Annotated in this window: 18 protein-coding genes; 4 read left to right on the top strand and 14 right to left on the bottom strand. The window is 74.5% G+C overall.

Annotated elements, in window-relative coordinates:
• Nucleotides 1-70: 70 nt before the first annotated feature.
• The 5 genes from ACFYM6_RS14010 to ACFYM6_RS13990 all read right to left on the bottom strand — a co-directional run bounded on the left by ACFYM6_RS14010 (nt 71) and on the right by ACFYM6_RS13990 (nt 4,403).
• Nucleotides 71-1,336 carry a PQQ-binding-like beta-propeller repeat protein gene (locus ACFYM6_RS14010; RefSeq protein ID WP_387275327.1) on the bottom strand — a complete coding sequence of 422 codons (1,266 nt, stop codon included), beginning with the start codon at nt 1,334-1,336 and terminating at the stop codon, nt 71-73.
• A gap of 62 nt (nt 1,337-1,398) precedes the next feature.
• Nucleotides 1,399-1,881 carry an SRPBCC domain-containing protein gene (locus ACFYM6_RS14005; protein ID WP_387275325.1) on the bottom strand — a complete coding sequence of 161 codons (483 nt, stop codon included), beginning with the start codon at nt 1,879-1,881 and terminating at the stop codon, nt 1,399-1,401.
• Nucleotides 1,882-1,996: 115 nt separating this feature from the next.
• Complete coding sequence (locus tag ACFYM6_RS14000; protein WP_387275323.1) at nt 1,997-2,206, bottom strand: DUF397 domain-containing protein; 210 nt, start codon at nt 2,204-2,206, stop codon at nt 1,997-1,999.
• A gap of 137 nt (nt 2,207-2,343) precedes the next feature.
• The gene (gene fahA, locus ACFYM6_RS13995) at nt 2,344-3,543 is read right to left on the bottom strand and encodes a fumarylacetoacetase (protein WP_387275321.1); all 1,200 of its coding nucleotides are present in this window, start codon (nt 3,541-3,543) and stop codon (nt 2,344-2,346) included.
• The gene (locus ACFYM6_RS13990) at nt 3,540-4,403 is read right to left on the bottom strand and encodes a hypothetical protein (protein WP_387275319.1); all 864 of its coding nucleotides are present in this window, start codon (nt 4,401-4,403) and stop codon (nt 3,540-3,542) included. The genes fahA and ACFYM6_RS13990 overlap by 4 nt, the downstream gene beginning before the upstream one ends.
• A gap of 94 nt (nt 4,404-4,497) precedes the next feature.
• Here ACFYM6_RS13990 and ACFYM6_RS13985 point away from each other — a divergent pair, with 94 nt between their 5' ends.
• A complete protein-coding gene (locus ACFYM6_RS13985) occupies nt 4,498-5,667 on the top strand; it encodes a homogentisate 1,2-dioxygenase (protein ID WP_387275317.1) in 1,170 nt (389 codons plus the stop codon).
• On the opposite strand, the gene ACFYM6_RS13980 is transcribed toward ACFYM6_RS13985, so the two are convergent.
• The 5 genes from ACFYM6_RS13980 to ACFYM6_RS13960 all read right to left on the bottom strand — a co-directional run bounded on the left by ACFYM6_RS13980 (nt 5,660) and on the right by ACFYM6_RS13960 (nt 8,981).
• Nucleotides 5,660-6,685 (bottom strand): tetratricopeptide repeat protein, encoded by a 1,026-nt coding sequence (locus ACFYM6_RS13980; RefSeq protein ID WP_387275315.1) that lies wholly within the window; start codon nt 6,683-6,685, stop codon nt 5,660-5,662. The two genes, ACFYM6_RS13985 and ACFYM6_RS13980, sit on opposite strands and share 8 nt — an antisense overlap.
• 39 nt (nt 6,686-6,724) lie before the next feature.
• Nucleotides 6,725-7,210, bottom strand: a complete 486-nt coding sequence (gene ispF / locus ACFYM6_RS13975; RefSeq protein WP_073837902.1) for a 2-C-methyl-D-erythritol 2,4-cyclodiphosphate synthase — start codon at nt 7,208-7,210, stop codon at nt 6,725-6,727.
• 17 nt (nt 7,211-7,227) lie between these two features.
• The gene (locus tag ACFYM6_RS13970) at nt 7,228-7,596 is read right to left on the bottom strand and encodes a hypothetical protein (RefSeq protein ID WP_387275313.1); all 369 of its coding nucleotides are present in this window, start codon (nt 7,594-7,596) and stop codon (nt 7,228-7,230) included.
• 143 nt (nt 7,597-7,739) lie between these two features.
• Entirely contained in the window at nt 7,740-8,441 is a 702-nt protein-coding gene (ispD, locus tag ACFYM6_RS13965; protein WP_357439608.1) for a 2-C-methyl-D-erythritol 4-phosphate cytidylyltransferase, read from the bottom strand.
• Between the two features lie 54 nt (nt 8,442-8,495).
• A complete protein-coding gene (locus tag ACFYM6_RS13960) occupies nt 8,496-8,981 on the bottom strand; it encodes a CarD family transcriptional regulator (protein ID WP_007073334.1) in 486 nt (161 codons plus the stop codon).
• A 328-nt stretch (nt 8,982-9,309) separates the two neighbouring features.
• Between ACFYM6_RS13960 and ACFYM6_RS13955 the strand changes: the two genes are divergently transcribed.
• Entirely contained in the window at nt 9,310-10,011 is a 702-nt protein-coding gene (locus ACFYM6_RS13955; RefSeq protein ID WP_387275311.1) for a hypothetical protein, read from the top strand.
• Nucleotides 10,012-10,014: 3 nt separating this feature from the next.
• On the opposite strand, the gene ACFYM6_RS13950 is transcribed toward ACFYM6_RS13955, so the two are convergent.
• From ACFYM6_RS13950 to ACFYM6_RS13935, 4 genes are all read right to left on the bottom strand, one after another.
• On the bottom strand, nt 10,015-10,599 hold the full coding sequence (locus ACFYM6_RS13950; protein WP_387275309.1) for a hypothetical protein: 585 nt from the start codon (nt 10,597-10,599) through the stop codon (nt 10,015-10,017).
• 53 nt (nt 10,600-10,652) lie between these two features.
• Complete coding sequence (locus ACFYM6_RS13945; protein WP_357439601.1) at nt 10,653-11,702, bottom strand: type III polyketide synthase; 1,050 nt, start codon at nt 11,700-11,702, stop codon at nt 10,653-10,655.
• A 185-nt stretch (nt 11,703-11,887) separates the two neighbouring features.
• Nucleotides 11,888-13,054: an acyl-CoA dehydrogenase family protein gene (locus ACFYM6_RS13940; RefSeq protein ID WP_387275307.1), complete on the bottom strand. Its 1,167-nt coding sequence runs from the start codon at nt 13,052-13,054 to the stop codon at nt 11,888-11,890.
• A gap of 46 nt (nt 13,055-13,100) precedes the next feature.
• Nucleotides 13,101-13,862: a methyltransferase domain-containing protein gene (locus ACFYM6_RS13935; protein ID WP_387275306.1), complete on the bottom strand. Its 762-nt coding sequence runs from the start codon at nt 13,860-13,862 to the stop codon at nt 13,101-13,103.
• 45 nt (nt 13,863-13,907) lie between these two features.
• Between ACFYM6_RS13935 and ACFYM6_RS13930 the strand changes: the two genes are divergently transcribed.
• Together ACFYM6_RS13930 and ACFYM6_RS13925 are read left to right on the top strand one after the other, a co-directional pair.
• Nucleotides 13,908-14,747 carry a UbiA family prenyltransferase gene (locus ACFYM6_RS13930; protein WP_387275304.1) on the top strand — a complete coding sequence of 280 codons (840 nt, stop codon included), beginning with the start codon at nt 13,908-13,910 and terminating at the stop codon, nt 14,745-14,747.
• A 140-nt stretch (nt 14,748-14,887) separates the two neighbouring features.
• Nucleotides 14,888-15,646, top strand: a complete 759-nt coding sequence (locus ACFYM6_RS13925; protein ID WP_387275302.1) for a hypothetical protein — start codon at nt 14,888-14,890, stop codon at nt 15,644-15,646.
• Nucleotides 15,647-15,713 lie beyond the last annotated feature (67 nt).

Raw genomic sequence — 15,713 nt, 5'->3', positions numbered from 1 at the left:
CGGCGTTGCGGGGCCCCCGCCGACCACACCGCCGGCTCGGCCGCCCCGCTGCGGTCGGCGGAGCCGGCGGTCAGGCGGACGTTCCCGTCGCCGCCAGCAGCACCGCCTCCGGCATCAGGTAGTACGCCTGGTCGTCGTCGTCCGGGGTCGCCCGCTGCCGGACCCGCTCCACGGCGACGTAGCCGTCCGCCGCGTACGCCCGGCCGGGCATCCAGCCGACCCCGTCGTGGCCGAGGTCCAGGACGAAGCGGGACCGTTCCGCACCGGTCGCCGGATCGAGGGTGACCAGCTCGTTCCGCTCGGTCAGCAGGTGCACCCGGCCCGACTCGACCGCGATGATCCGTACCGGCCCCAGCTCCGCCCGCCGCCACAGCTCCTTGCCGGTGCGCGCGGAGCGGCCCGTGATCAGCCCCGCCGACGTGTCGACAGCCCACTCGCCGTCGAGTTCGGTGTCCGTGCCGTCGAGGGCGGGCGCGGCGACCGGGTCGCCCGGGCCGACCAGCCAGCCCCGGCCGGTGTCGTCGCCGGGGCCGGAGACCCGCAGCCCCCGGCAGTTCGAGTGCCCGTCCCGGCAGCCCACGGGGATCACCATCAGGTCCTCCGGGCCGCCGGGCGGCTGCCAGCGGGTACGTACCGCGCCGGTGGCGGCGTCCCGGAACTCGACCCGCGCCAGGCCGTCGCAGGCGTCCACCGCGAGCAGCTCGCCGGCCACCGTGGTCCCCACCTCGGTACGGCAGTCGCCGCCGACGTCGGCCCGCCAGAGCCGCCGGCCGTCGGCCAGGTCGTACCCGCCGACCCGGCCCGGGCCGGCCGCGACCAGCACCCGCCGGCCGTCGGCGGTACGGGTGGCGTACAGGCCGGCCGGGTCCCAGACGGTCGAGGCGTAGGTCCGGCGGGGCTTCGGCACCGGTCCCGGCACCGGCCCGTCGGCCCGCCAGGCAACCCGTCCGGTACGCGCGTCGAGCGCCACGAGGAGTCCGTCCGACCAGCGGCTGACCACGGTGGTGTCGTCGGCGAGCACCCCGACGAGCTGCGCCGGCCAGCGGCGGTACGACCAGAAGGGGGTCACCCGGTGCTGCCCGTCGACCGGCTGGTCGGCGTACACCTGGCGGTTGCCGGCGTAGACGCGGAGCCGGCCGTCCACGACCAGCGGCGCCACCGGCAGGCGGCCGATCACCCCGGTCTGCGGGCTCGGCGCCGGCGGGTACGCGCCCCGGGCGACCGTGTCGACCTCGGCGGGTGCGAGCACCCGGTAGGCCACGGCGGCCGCCGCGCCGACGGCCAGCACCGCCGCGAGCGCCACCGTGATCCACCGCCGCCCCTCGGGCCACCTCATGCCGCACCTCCGCCCGGCACCCTACCCACCGGCGGCGCCAGGTCCCAGCGAGGTGGGGCGGGTCAGGCGGCCTCTGCCGAGCGGGTGGGCCCGACGGCCTGCGCCAGGTCGGCGAGGTCCCGCCGGAGCGCCCCCTCCACGGCGCGGGCGGCCAGGCCGCCGAGGATCAGGGCCAGCATCCGGCCGTATCGGGCGGTCGGCACGGCCTCCTGCTCGACGGTGACCTCGGTGCAGCCGCGCCGCCGGCGCTCGACCCTCCGCAGCGTCCAGGTGATCCGGTAGTCCGCGCCGGCACCCCGCGAGCTGAGCACCAGCCGTCCCGGGGCGACCGCCTCGACCACCACGAACTCCTCCGGCGCCTCGGCGCCGTCCGGCCGGACCCGGGTCTCCCGCCAGGCGGTGTCGGGCCGGAAGTCGCCGGGGGTGAGGACGTCGACCGCGCCGACGGCGGAGAGCCACCGGGCGCGCGCGGGCAGATCGGTGAGGAGCCGCCAGACCTCGACATCCTGCGCTTCGATGAATGCGGAAACCGTGACCGTCGACATGGCACCTCCCGTGTCGTCCACGGTACGGCGCGTGAACGGGAAACGGGGAGCCTGGGGTGACATTTCCACCACCGGTGCCCCCGGGGCGGGACACCGGGCGTGCGGCGGCCGGGGGTCAGCGACGGAACGCGTCGGCCCGGATCGCGGTGACGAACGCCGTCCAGCCCGGCGGGCGGACCGCCAGCGTCGGCCCGCTCCGATCCTTCGAGTCGCGCACCCCCACCACGCCGTACGCGGCGACCACGTTGGTCGCCACCTCGACACAGAGACCCTGGTCGTTGGAGCGGCTGCTGGTGCGCCAGACGGCGCCGGTCAGCTCGGTCATCCTCGTTCCCTCCTGTTCCGCTCGGGTGCGCCCCGGCCCGCACCGCCGGGCGTACCGGATCCCGGACGATCAACGCGGGACGCAACGGCCCCGGTCGCACAGCCGGTGCGACCGGGGCCGGAGGGTGAAGACGCTGCTCAGCGGGGCGGAAGGATGGTGCCGGTGACCTCGCCGAGGGCGATGGTGGTGCCGTCCGGGCCGGGGGCGGAGGCGGTGACGGTGACGGTGTCGCCGTCCTCCAGGAAGGTGCGGGTGGTGCCGTCGGCGAACTTGACCGGCTCGGTCCCGCCCCAGGTCAGCTCCAGGAACGAACCGACCTGGCCGCGCTCCGGGCCGGACACCGTGCCGGAGGCGTAGAGATCCCCGGTACGCAGCGACGCCCCGTTGACCGTGAGGTGGGCGAGCTGCTGGGCCGGCGTCCAGTACATGGTGGCGAAGGGTGGCTCGCTGACCCGCTCGCCGTTCCACTCCACCGACAGGGCCAGGTCCAGCCCGAGGTGCGGGATGTCCTGCAGATAGCCCTGCACCGGCGGGTCCTGGTCGGGGGCGGGTACGAAGGCGTCGGCCAGCGCGTCCAGCGGTGTCACCCACGCCGAGACCGAGGTGGCGAAGGACTTGCCCAGGAACGGGCCGAGCGGCTGGTACTCCCAGGCCTGGATGTCGCGGGCGGACCAGTCGTTGACCAGCACCACGCCGAAGACGTGGTCGGCGAAGTCCGCGACGGACACCCGGTCGCCGAGCCGGCTCGGCAGGCCGACCACGAAGCCGACCTCGGCCTCGATGTCCAGGCGTACGGAGGCGCCGGTGGTCGGGCCCTGCGGGGTGGCCCGCTGCCCGGTGGGCCGGACCACCGGGGTGCCGGAGACCACCACCGTGCCGGCCCGGCCGTGGTAGCCGATCGGCACGTGCTTCCAGTTCGGCAGCAGCGGAGGCTGGCCCGGCCGGAAGATCTGCCCGACGTTGGCCGCGTGGTGCTCGGACGAGTAGAAGTCGACGTAGTCGGCCACCTCGAACGGAAGCAGCAGCTCCACCTCGCGCAGTGGCACGAGCAGCGGCTCCACCGCCGGGCGGTGCGCGGCGTCGGCGAGCAGCTCGGTGACCCGCTGCCGGACGGCGGTCCACTGCGGACGGCCGAGCGCCATGAACTCGTTCAGCGTGGGCCGGCCCAGCGCCCCGGCCGCCAGCACCAGGCCGGCGGCCTCCGCGCCGGCCAGGTCCAGCACGAAGTCGCCGATGCGTACGCCGATCCGCGGCTCGCGGTCGCCGTGCCGGAACACCCCGTACGGCAGATTTGTCACCCCGTACGGGGAACCCTCGGCACCGCTCACCCAGGTCATTCCTCGAAGCCCCCGTTCACCAGCCCCAGCCGGATCAGATCGGTCAGTGGTTCCTCGATGCTGCACGAGCCGTACCCGACCCAGAGCGGGCGCTCGGTGTCCCGGTGCGCCCGGACCAGCTCTACCACGCGTACCGGGTCGGTGGCGGCGAGCAGCTCGGCGATCGCGTCCACCTCACCGCCGGCGGTGGCGGCGAGGGCCGCGGCGAGCACGTTGACGAAGCCGTGGTGGGTGAAGCCGGTCTCCGGGTCCCGGTGGCGGATCGCGTGGTGCAGCCCGGCGGTCAGCTTGAACGGCAGCTGCCGGTCCCGGCAGGCGCAGATCACCGCGGCCAGCTCGACCGGGGTGGGGAAGAGCTCGGCGGCCAGCCCGCCGGTGCGGAACTTGGCCGCGATCGGCAGCCCGCCGGCCCGCGCCTCGGCGAGCGTGTCCAGGGCACCCAGCAGGCCGAAGGTCAGCGGGATCTCCGCGTAGACCCGGGTGCCGTCGAGCCGCTCGGTGAGTTTCAGCAGCTCGGCCAGGCCGGGCTGCGGGTCCTCACCGCGCTTGGCGACCGGCACCTCGATCTGCCGGGCCGTGACCCCGTCCGGCGCGAGGAACGACAGCGCGAAGGGCACGCCCGCGACGCCGGTGTCGCCGATCAGGCCGGTGACGAAACCCTCCGCCGGATCGACCAGCCCGCTGAGTTCACCGGCGGCGGCGGAGGCGGGCAGCAGGAGCGGACCGACGAGGTCGGCGTACCAGGCGGTGCGATGCCTTCGGTGGGCGACCACCGCCTCCGGCAGCGCGGCGCTGCCGGGCGGGAAGACCGCGGCGTCGTCTACCAGGCCGGCGAAGAGTCGGGGCACCTGCGTTGACACGAGACAAGAATGTACGGGACGCTACGAGGAACGGACAACCGCGTCCGATTATCGGACGCTTCTGGCCGGAGAACGGGACATATCGGGAGGCGACATGCCGTACTACCGCAGCGTCGGCGAGGTGCCCCGCAAGCGCCACACCCAGTTCCGCCAGCCCGACGGCACCCTCTACGCCGAGGAACTGGTCGGCCAGGAGGGCTTCTCCTCCGACTCGTCCCTGCTCTACCACCGGCACGCGCCGACCGCGATCGTCGCCGCCGAGGAGTTCACCCCGCCCGCCGTCACCCGGGTGCCGAACCTCCCGCTCAAGCCGCGCCACCTGCGTACCCACAAGCTCGACGGGGCCGGTGCCGACCCGGTGCTCGGCCGGCAGTACCTGCTCGCCAACGACGACGTGCGGATCGCGTACGTGCTGGCCGACCGGCCGTCCCCGCTGTTCCGGGACGCCACCGGTGACCACTGCCTCTATCTGGAAGCGGGCTCGCTGCGGGTGGAGTCGCCGTTCGGCGTGCTGGACGCGGTGGCCGGCGACTACGTCATCATCCCCACCTCGACCATCCACCGGCTCGTGCCCACCGGCGACGAACCGGCCCGGCTGCTCGCCATCGAGGCGGCCGGGCACATCGGCCCGCCCAAGCGCTACCTCTCCGTACGCGGGCAGTTCCTGGAGCACTCGCCCTACTGCGAGCGGGACGTCCGGGGGCCGGACGCGCCGCTGCTGGTGGACGACGAGGACGTCGAGGTGCTGGTCCGGCACCGTCGGGGTTGGACGAAGTACGGCTACGCCCACCACCCGTTCGACGTGGTCGGCTGGGACGGGCACCTCTACCCGTGGGCGTTCTCCATCCACGACTTCGAGCCGATCACCGGCCGGGTGCACCAGCCGCCGCCCGTGCACCAGACCTTCCAGGGCCCGAACTTCGTGATCTGCTCGTTCGTGCCGCGCAAGGTGGACTACCACCCGGACGCCATCCCGGTGCCGTACAACCACCACAACGTCGACTCCGACGAGATGCTCTTCTACACCGGCGGCAACTACGAGGCCCGGCGCGGCTCCGGCATCGAGCAGGGCTCGATCTCGCTGCACCCGTCCGGCTTCACCCACGGCCCGCAGCCGGGCGCGGCCGAGCGCTCCATCGGGGTGGACTTCTTCGACGAGCTGGCGGTCATGGTGGACACCTTCCGCCCGCTGGACCTCTGCGACGCCGCGTCGGCCTGCGAGGACGACGGGTATGCCTGGACCTGGGCGCGGCGGGTCAGCTGACCGGGCGGGTGAGGACGGCGAATTCGGCGATCAAGGTCACCGTGATGGTGGCCGCCAGGGGCCAGGGGCCGCCGACCAGCGCGTAGAGGACCAGCAGCAGGGGCGCGGCGGCGACCGCGTAGACCGCCAGGGCGAGGCTGCGATCGGCGCGCAGCAGCCCGGGCAGGATCGTGTTCAGCAGGGCCGGCACCCGGGCCGCGTACCGCCACACCACCAGCGCCCCGCCGAGCGCGGCCAGCACGGCGAGGACCCGGGAGAGACCCGGTGCGCCCGGGGCCAGGAAGGCCACCACCACGGTGGCGACCAGCGACCAGCCGGCGCCGTAGAGCACCAGCCGGCGCAGGCCCGCGGAGATCGTCCGGCCGGCGTCGAGTCGCGCCGGGTCCATCGCCGCCGCCTGCGTCAGGTGCTCCAGCGCCTCCGCGTAGCGGCGCTGCTCCAGCCGGATCACGCCCATGTCGTGCCGCGCCTCGGCGAGCTGCGGGTCGAGCCGCAGCGCCTCCCGGTAGGCCCGCTCGGCCAGGTCGTACAGCTCCAGCCGGGCCGAGACCAGGCCGAGCACCAGGTGCGCCTGTGGTGCCTCGGGCGCCAGCTCCACCCCCCGCCAGGCGGCGTCGAGCGCCTGCTGCCCGTTCCGCGAGCCGGCCAGGATGGCGGCGGCGCTGCGCTGGGCGTACGGGTCGGTCGGGCCGAGCGCCAGGATCTCGTCCGCGGTGCTCGCGGCGGCCTTCCACCGTGCCAGGTCGACCAGGGCCATCCCGCGCGCCACCAGCGGCGGTACGGCCCCCGGTGCCGCGGCCACGGCCGCCTCGGCGGCGTCCAGCGCCTCGGCCGCCCGACCGGCGGCGAGGTGCACCTGGGCCAGCATGGTCAACGCCTCGGCGTTGCCGGGGTCGGTCGCGAGCGCCGAGCTGAGCTCCCCGGCAGCCTCGTCGTACCGGCCCAGCTCGGCGAGGAGCTGCGCGCGCTGGAGGTAGCCGTCGGCGGCGGACTGGTCGGGGGCGGCGTCACTCGGCATCCCGGCGAGCGTAGCCGCCCGCGCCCCTGCCCTGCCGACCTACTCCGTCGGGGCCTCGTACACCAGGGCGACCGCGATGCCGGTCAGCCCTTCGCCACGGCCGGTGAAGCCGAGGCCGTCGGTGGTGGCGGCGGAGACGGTGACCGGAGCGCCCACCGCCGCGGAGAGCACCCGCTGCGCCTCCTCCCGGCGCGGCCCGATCTTCGGCCGGTTACCGATCACCTGGACCGACACGTTGCCGATTCGGAACCCGGCTGCCCGGACCCGCCGGGCGCTCTCGGTGAGCAGGGCCACCCCGGAGGCACCCGCCCACTCCGGCTGGTCGACGCCGAAGTTCGCGCCCAGGTCGCCGAGGCCGGCGGCGGAGAGCAGCGCGTTGCAGGCGGCGTGCGCCGCCACGTCGGCGTCCGAGTGACCGGCCAGGCCGTCCTGGTCCGGCCAGTGCAGGCCAGCCACCCAGCACGGCCGCCCGGGTGCGAAGGCGTGCACGTCGGTGCCGATGGCCACCCGAGGAACGATCATGATCCGAGGGTACGCCCGGATCAGTCCAGCCAGCCGGACCGGGCCGCCACGACACCGGCCTGGAACCGGGTACGCACGCCCAGCGGCACCGCGGTCCGCCACAGCTCCTCGAAAAGGCTGGCCAGCGCCGCCACCAGCACCGCCGAGCGGACCAGGTGGAACTGGTACGCCGAGCCGGCCAGGTCGTCGCCCCACTTCAGCGGCAGAGCGGCGTGCTCGCCCATCACGTAGTAGCCGCTGGGCAGCCGGCCACGGACGCGTACCTCGATCCCGGCCGCGGCGAACCGGCTCAGCGTCCCCGACGCCGCCGGGGATTCCAGCACCTCGGTCTCGATCAGCAACGACATGACCAGTAACCGCTCCCGGGCGGCGTGCAGCAGGTCCTCCATCCACGGCACCACCGACCCGTCGAACGAGCGCGGGTCCTTCTGGCAGCAGTACGAACGCGCTGGAGGTGATGCTCGGGGCGTCCAGCGTCAAACTACGCGGCGGTGACCTGAAGGGTCTCGCCGTGGACATCGCGAAGCTGGCGCTAACCCGCCTGGCCGGCTGAGAGCAGGTGCTCGGCGAGGGCCAGGTCGAACGGCCGGGTGACCTTGAGGGCGTACTCCGAGCCGGGGACGCAGACCACCGGCACGCCCTGCTTCTCCACCAGGCCGGCGTCGTCGGTCAGCGGGTCGCCGGCCGTCGCGTGGGCGGCGGTCAGCACCGCCCGGCGGAAGCCCTGCGGGGTCTGCACGGCCCGCAGGGCGGACCGGTCCACCGTGCCGAGGACCAGCTCGCCCGTGCCGACCTCTTTGATCGTGTCGACGACGGGGAGCACCGGGATCACCGCATCGTGCCCGGAGCGAACGGCCGCGGCCACCGACTCGATCAGCTCCGGCGGGGTCAGCGCGCGGGCCGCGTCGTGCACCAGGACGATCTCCGGACCGGCGGGGACGGCGGCCAGTGCGGCGGCCACCGACGCCTGGCGCTCCGCGCCGCCGGGCACCACGATCACCGGGGCGACCGGCGCGAGCATCGCCTGGACCGAATCGACGTCGGCGGCCGGGGCGGCCACCACGACGGTGTGCACGGAGGGCGCCGCCGCGATCCGGCGTACCGCGTGCACCAGCAGCGGCTCACCGGCGAGCGGCCGGAGCGCCTTGGGGGCGCCGGGGCCGAGGCGTACGCCGGCACCGGCCGCAGGAACAAGGACCGCGACGTCACCGCGCGGATTGAGCTGCGCGGTCACGTCGCGGTCCTCGGATTTCTTTGCTACGGGGTGGGTACGACGATGCTGTGGAACTCAGGCCTCGGTCAGCACCTTGTCGAGCAGCGTCTCCGCCTCGTCCTTGGTGCTCTTCTCGGCCAGCGCGACCTCGCCGACGAGAATGTCGCGGGCCTTCGCGAGCATGCGCTTCTCACCCGCGGACAGACCCCGCTCCCGCTCCCGGCGCCACAGGTCGCGGACGACCTCGGCGACCTTCAGCGGGTTGCCGGAGGCCAGCTTCTCCAGATTCGCCTTGTAACGCCGCGACCAGTTGGTCGGCTCCTCGGTGTGCGGTGCGCGGAGCACGTCGAAGACCTTGCCGAGGCCCTCTTCGCCGACCACCTCACGCACACCCACGATCTCGGCGTTCTCAGCGGGCACCCGGACCGTCAGGTCACCCTGCGCGACCCTCAGGACGAGGTACTGCTTGGGCTCGCCCTTGATGACCCGAGTCTCGATTGCCTCGATGAGTGCGGCCCCGTGGTGGGGGTAAACAACGGTCTCGCCGACACTGAAAACCATAGGTTCGAAACCCCTTTCGCTGTGTCTAGGGTAACACGCTCAGGCACCGATGTCTCACCGCTGTCCTGACCGTTGGCGCAGCTCAGGGGCCCTGTGAGAGGTATTTCTTCAGCTTGACAGGCGGTCAAACCGACGGTTTCCACACGCTCCGTGACCAACGGATGACAACCCGATGCGGGTGACGGAGCGTGGATGTCTAGGGCGATGCGCTCCTCCCATGGTAGCCCCGGAATCCCGAGTGCGCCCAGGTGTGGCGGTACGCCGACCGGTGCGGGACCCTGGGAGGTGGACGCGACGTCCGCTCACCGAGACGGTTCCTGGGGGTCCGATGGGCATGCCTGACGCTGAAGGCCACGGGCCGCCGGACGGGCTGCCCGACCTGCCCCCGGAGTGGGGTCGGGTGGTCGTCCCCGACGACGCCTCGGCCCTCGCCGAGGAGGCCCGGCAGGTCCGTCGCGAGCTGCGCCGACTGCACCGCCGGACCGGCCGCACCGCCCGACCGGGCGGCCGCCCGCCGCTGGGGCTGCCGCTGCTGGTCCTGCTGGTGTCCATGTTGATCACCCTCACCGGGCTGGCCGCGGTCACCTGGCCCCGCTCCTCGCGCTCCGGCGGCAGTCCCACGGTCGTCCCCTACCCGAGCAACTGGGTGGCGGTCGGGCCGCTCCCCGCGCTGGACCTGGTCGGCGCCGACGATTCTCCGGTGCCGCTGCGCAGCCTGCTGCCGGCGATGATCATCCTGGTGGACGCCTGCGCCTGCGCCGAACAGGTCACCCAGGCGGCGGCCGCCGCACCCCCGGGCGTCACCGTGGTCACCGTCACCGAGGGCCGCCAGGCCGAGCCCGCCACCGCCCCCGGCGTACGCACCCTCGCCGACCCGGCCGGCGGTGTGCGCGCCTACTCACACCTCGCGGCCCGCCCCGGCACGGCCCCCGCGCTGCTGATGGACCGGGAGGGCACCCTGGTGCGGGTCGTACCCGAGCTGGGCCAGGTCGAGCAGTATCGCGACGATCTGGCGCGTATCGCCGGCTGATGGTCAGAACAGGGTCACAAGCCGGGCATCCAGGTCGAGCTCGCCGTCGGCCACCGTGAACCGCACCAGCAACGGGCCGCCGCTGGCGGTGAAGTGGAGGGCGAGCGTCCTCGTGCAGGTCGTCGTCTGTGGCGGACCGTCCTCGTCCGAGCCGGAGAGGGCCACGGTCAGCGTCCCCGAACCGGTGCAGGACACGGTGAGGAAGTGGCGCTCGCCGGCCGTGGGGTTGGTCTGCCGGACCATCTGCTCGTTTCCCGCGTCGAGATGGGACCGCTCCGTCCAGACGGCGTGCGAACTCAGCGTCTCGCCGGGGGCGTCCGGCCCCTGATGGACGACCAGTCCCGCGTCCGGGTCGGCCTCCGGCACCGGGATCACCTGCCCGGTGTCCGGGTCGACGAAGACCCGCCTGGTGTCCGGGTCGGCCAGCCGCACACCGGGCTCGGGAAAGGCATCCGCCGACGGGCTGGGTGAGGCGCCCGTCGGGCCGAGCACTGGTGCGGCCTGTCGCCACCACCAGCCACCGGCGGCAAGCCCGGCCACCGTCAGCCCGGCCAGCAGCGCAGCCCGTACCCGGTCGTCGGCGCCCATGCGGTCAGGGTAGCCGCGCGGCCCGGGCGGCACTGTCCCGTGCCACCGGCCGGTCACCCGGTGCGGTCGAGCAGGGCGGCGTACAGGGTCAAGCCCGGTCCGAACGCGAGCATCACGATCCGCTCCGGCGGCGTCTGGGCCCGGCGCAGCCGATCCAGGATCAGCAACACGGTCGGAGACGAACAGTTGCCGTGCTCGTCCAGCGTGGCCCGGGACGCCGCGAGCGCGTCCGGCGGCAGGGCCAGTTCCCCGTCCACCACGTTGAGGATGCGCGGGCCGCCCGGGTGCACCGCCCAGCCGTCCACCTCGGAGACCGTCCGCCCGTGCCGGGCCAGCAACTCGTCGACCAGCCCCCGGACGTGGCGCGAGAGCACCTGCGGGACCTTCGGCGACAGCCCCATCCGGAAACCGGTGTCGGTGACGTCCCAGGTCATGTGGTCGGCGGTCGAGGTGTCGGTGACCGAGGTGACCTCGCGCAGCGCGTACCCCCGGCCGCCGGGGACGAGCACGGCGGCGACCGCCGCGTCCGAGAAGAGCGCGTGCGAGACGATCTGCTGGGTGTCCACCCGGACGCCGGCGGGCTGGATGTGCAGGCTGGTCAGCTCGGCGCAGAGCAGCAGCGCCGGGCGGCCGCGGGCGCTGACGAAGTCGCTGGCCGCGCCGAGCCCGGGCAGGGCCGCGTAGCAGCCCATGTGGCCGACGAACATGCGCTGGGTGTCCGGGGCCATGCCCAGGTCCCGGGCGAGCAGGATGTCCAGCCCCGGGGTGGCGTACCCGGTGCAGGAACAGACCACGAACAGCCCGACGTCACCGGCGTCCAGCCCGGCGGCGGTGAGCGCACGGCCCACCGCCTCCTTGCCGAGCGGCAACGCCTCGACCTGGTAGCGCCGCATCCGACGCTCGGTCGGCCACTCGGAGACGTCCTCCAGCAGCGGGTTCACCGCCGCCTGTCGCCGGGACACCCCGGAGTTGGCGAAGATGCGCTCGGCCAGGGCGTGCGTGGTCCCGGAGAAATGCTTCGCGAAGAAGCCGTCCCAGAGCTCGTCCTGCGTCGTGGCCGGCGGCAAGGCCGTACCCACACCCGCGATCACCGGCACGGCCATGTCGCCCACCTCTCGTTTCCGATCCCACGCTTCACCAACGACCATCTCCCGTTCGCGACTGCGGGGTTCGCAAACCCGGCTCACTCCTCGCGCTCACCAACGACCATCTCCCGTTCGCGACTGCGGGGTTCGCCCGCCGCGCTCACCAACGGCCGGCTCCCGTCGCCGGTGCTGGCCCGCCGCGCTCACCAGCGGGGCGACGCGCCGTCGCGGTCCGGGTCGCCGCCGAGCGCGGCGATGCCGAGCCAGTCGGCGCAGACGTCGGAGGTCGCCGGGTGCAGCGAGCCGCACCGGGCGTCCCGGTAGAGCCGCTCCAGCGGGTGGCCCCGGCGGGTGGCCGAGGTGCCGGCGGCCTCCAGCATGGACGCCGCCACGTCGGCGGCGGTGGTGCCGGCCAGCAGCTTCGCCCGCCACACCCAGCGGTTGGTCTCCGGGTCGCCGGGCGCCTCGTCGACCCGGCGGGCCGCCTCGGCCACCACCAGCTCGGCCGCCGCGACCGCCGCGTCCGCCCGGCCCAGCCGGGCCCGGACCGCGGGCAGGCCGGCGAGGTTACGGGCGTTCAGGTGCTCGGCCGCGGCCTCGATCGCCGCCCGGGCCACCCCGACGTAGACCGCGGCGTAGCTGGCCACCAACCAGTGCGGCATGAGCTGGGCGACCACCAGGGCCAGTCCCTCCACCCCGCCGAGCAGCCGGTCGGCGGGCACGGTGACGTCCAGATGCAGGTCGTGCGAGGAGGTGGCGCGCATGCCCAGCGAGTCCCAGGTGGCCTCGACGGTGATGCCCTCGCCGGCCGGCACGAGGAACTGGGAGACCACCGACTGGTCGGCGGCGCTGCGGGCGGCGACCAGATAGCCGTCCGGATGCCCGGCACCCGAGCAGAAGGTCTTGCTGCCCTTGATGTGCCAGCCCCCGTCGACCGGCTCGTACACCGTGCTGAGCTGCGACAGCCGGGCGCCGGCGCCGCGCTCGCTCATCGCCACCGCGTACCAGGCGCCGTCGGCCGCGGCGCGGAGCAGCCGGTCCCGGGCGGCCAGCGCCTCGTCCGGTACGCCGAGCGCCTCGGCCAGTTCCTCGGTGACCGCGCCGAGCGCCCCGGTGACCGAGGCGTGCATGTTGAACACCAGCGCGGTGGCGCCGTTGCCCCGGGCCAGCTCGGTGGCGACGGCGGCGTACTCGGCGAAGCTGGCGCCCGCGCCGCCCAGCTCCCCGGGCACCATCAGCCCGAAAAGCCCGGCCTCCCGCAGGTCGGCGAAGTCGTCGACCGGAAAGGAGCCGTCCCGGTCGTGGCCCGCCGCGCGGGCAGCCAGTCGCGGTGCCAACCGGCGGGCCGCCTCCAGCGTGTGCACAGTCATGTAGAGCCCCCTTCTCGACGTCCCCGCTACCCCGGCCCGGCCCCGGCTACCCGTTCCGGACCCCGTGGCCCTGGTAGAGCACGGCTCGGGACCAGGTCGGCACGATCCGTGGCGTCCGCCCCACCGGGCGGTCGGCGGCGCCACTCCGCATCCGGCGCAGCAGCCAGGCCAGCGTCCCGCCCAGCTCCGGCCGGATCCCGCGCACGCGCAGCGCGACGCCGTGCCGGGCGCACTCGGCGACCAGGGCGCGGGCGTCCACGAACAACCGTGGATCGTGGATGCCGCGCGGCACGGTGGGCAGCCGTTCGCCGATCTCCACCGCGATGAGCCGGGCCAGCACGGTGTCGTTGAGGGTGTCCAGCACCAGCAGGCCGCCCGGACGCAGCAGGCGGCAGGCCTCCGCCACCGCGCGGCGCCAGTCCGGCACGTGTTCCAGCAGCTCGCCGGCCGACACCACGTCGGCGCAGCCGGCCGCGAGCGGGACGGCGGTGGCGTCGGCGCGGAGCGCGGTCACCCCGTGCGCGGCGGCCTGGACGAGGGCGGAACGGGTGAGGTCCACCCCGAGGTGCCGGTAGCCCTTGCCGGCCAGGTGCGGGGCGAGCAGCCCGGCGCCGCAGCCGAGGTCGACCAGGACGGCGTCCGGCCTGGACGCCGGGGGCACCAGGTCGGCCCGGGCCCGGGCCAGCCAGTGCAGCATCGCGAACGCGCCGTCGGGCCGCCACCACTCGCCGGCCAGGTCGTCGTACTGGCGGGGGTCGTTGGGTGGCAGCACCCGGAGCGGGGTGGACACGGGGGCCGCGTCGCGCATGGACAGAGCGTGACACGACTCCCCGGTAACGACCAGACTTCTCTTATGTCGTCGTCGGTGTTAGGGCTGGTCAGGGCGAGCCATCCGGAGCCGGCCGCCGCGGTCACCGTGGTGGCCGGGCTGCTGGCCTGGGGTGTCGGGCACCGACCCGTCGGGATCGCCGTCGTGGTGCTCACCGTGCTGGCCAGCCAGCTCGCCGTCGGCTGGAGCAACGACCTCATCGACGCCGACCGGGACGCCGCGGTGGGACGTACCGACAAGCCGGTGGCCAGCGGCCTGATCGGACGGCGTCCCCTCGCCCGAGCTGCGGTCGCGGCCGCCGTCGCCACCCCGCTGGTGGCGCTGCTCACGGGCGGCGCGGCGGCGCTCTGCGTGACGCTCGGGCTGGTGTCGGCGCTGCTCTACAACTGGCCGCTGAAGTCGACCCCGGTGTCCGTGCTGCCGTACGCGGTTTCCTTCGGCACGCTGCCCGCGTTCGTGGTGCTGGCCCTGCCCGGCGCGCCCGCACCCCCGGGCTGGCTGGTGGCCGCCGCCGCCTGCCTGGGCGCCGGGGCCCACTTCGCCAACGTCCTGCCCGACCTGGCCGACGACGCCCGGACCGGGGTGCGCGGGCTGCCGCACCGGCTCGGCGCGGCGGGCAGCCGGGTGGCCGCCGCCGGGCTGCTCCTCGCGGCCACCGTCATCCTGGTCGTCGGGCCGCCCGGGCCGCCGTCGTGGGCGGGCCTGTCGGCGGTCGCCGCCGCCGTCCTGGTGCCGGCCGTCGGCTGGTACGCCGGACGGACCGCGGCCCGGGCCGGTGGCCGGCCGGTGGCCGCCTTCCGGGCGGTGATGCTGGTGGCGCTCATCGATGTGGTCCTGCTGGTGGCGAACGGACGGGTGGTGTGACGGATCCCCGGAAGGTGGCATAACCGGGTCGGCGTGCGGGCCTCGATCAGCCCCAACTACCCTGGAGCGCGGTCTGCGCGGGTATGACCACCCCGTGCCCGGCGTACGGCCGGGTGGGGATCGTGACGAGGAGGACCGACGTGACGCGCTCGATCAGGGGTTCCCGGCGGGCGGCCCTGTTGCTGGCCGGTACGGCGGCGGCGACGAGCCTGCTGCTGTCCGGGTGTGGCGCCGGCCAGGTGGCCGAGACCGCCAAGAAGATCCCGTCGGTGCAGGGCGTCAACGTCCAGACCCCCGACAACGTCTACGCGGTGCGCGGCCTGTACGTGCAGTTCCCCGGCGTCGAGGGCTACCAGGCGGGCGCCAACGCCCCGCTCAACATGGTGATCTACAACGACAGCGCGTCCCCGGTCACCGTGACGGTCACCACCGACAGCGCCCGGGACGTGGTGCTGGCCGGTGCCACGCCGAGCGGCGCCCAGCCGAGCCCGAGCGAGTCGGCCACCGAGCCCGCGTCCGCGTCGCCCAGCCCGACCGAGCCGTCGGCCTCCGCCAGCGCCGCCGAGTCCGCCAGCGCCTCGGCCAGCCCGTCGGCCTCGCCGAGTGAGTCGGCGCCGGCTCAGCCGGCCCGGATCGAGATCCCGGCGCTCGGCTACGCCCAGCTGAACACCAACAGCGGCCGGTTCCTCCAGCTCGTCGGCCTGAACGACAAACTGCTCTCCGGCCAGCAGGTCGACCTGATCTTCGACTTCGGCAACGGCAAGACCATCAAGACCGCGGCCCCGGTCGGCGTCCCGCTGACCCCGGCCGCGCGCCCCTCGCCGGTCGTGCAGCCCCGCGAGGAGGAGGGCGGCGCCGGCCACCCCGGTGGCCTGGTGGAGGGTGGCGGCCACAGCTGACCGACCCGTTCGTCGACGGCACCGCCGGTGTGGCCAGCGCCACGCCGGCGGTGTCGTCGTTTCCGGG

The sequence above is a fragment of the Micromonospora sp. NPDC006431 genome, from assembly GCF_042870725.1.
Classification (GTDB): Bacteria; Actinomycetota; Actinomycetes; order Mycobacteriales; family Micromonosporaceae; genus Micromonospora.
This window is presented reverse-complemented; position numbering and strand designations above follow the sequence as displayed.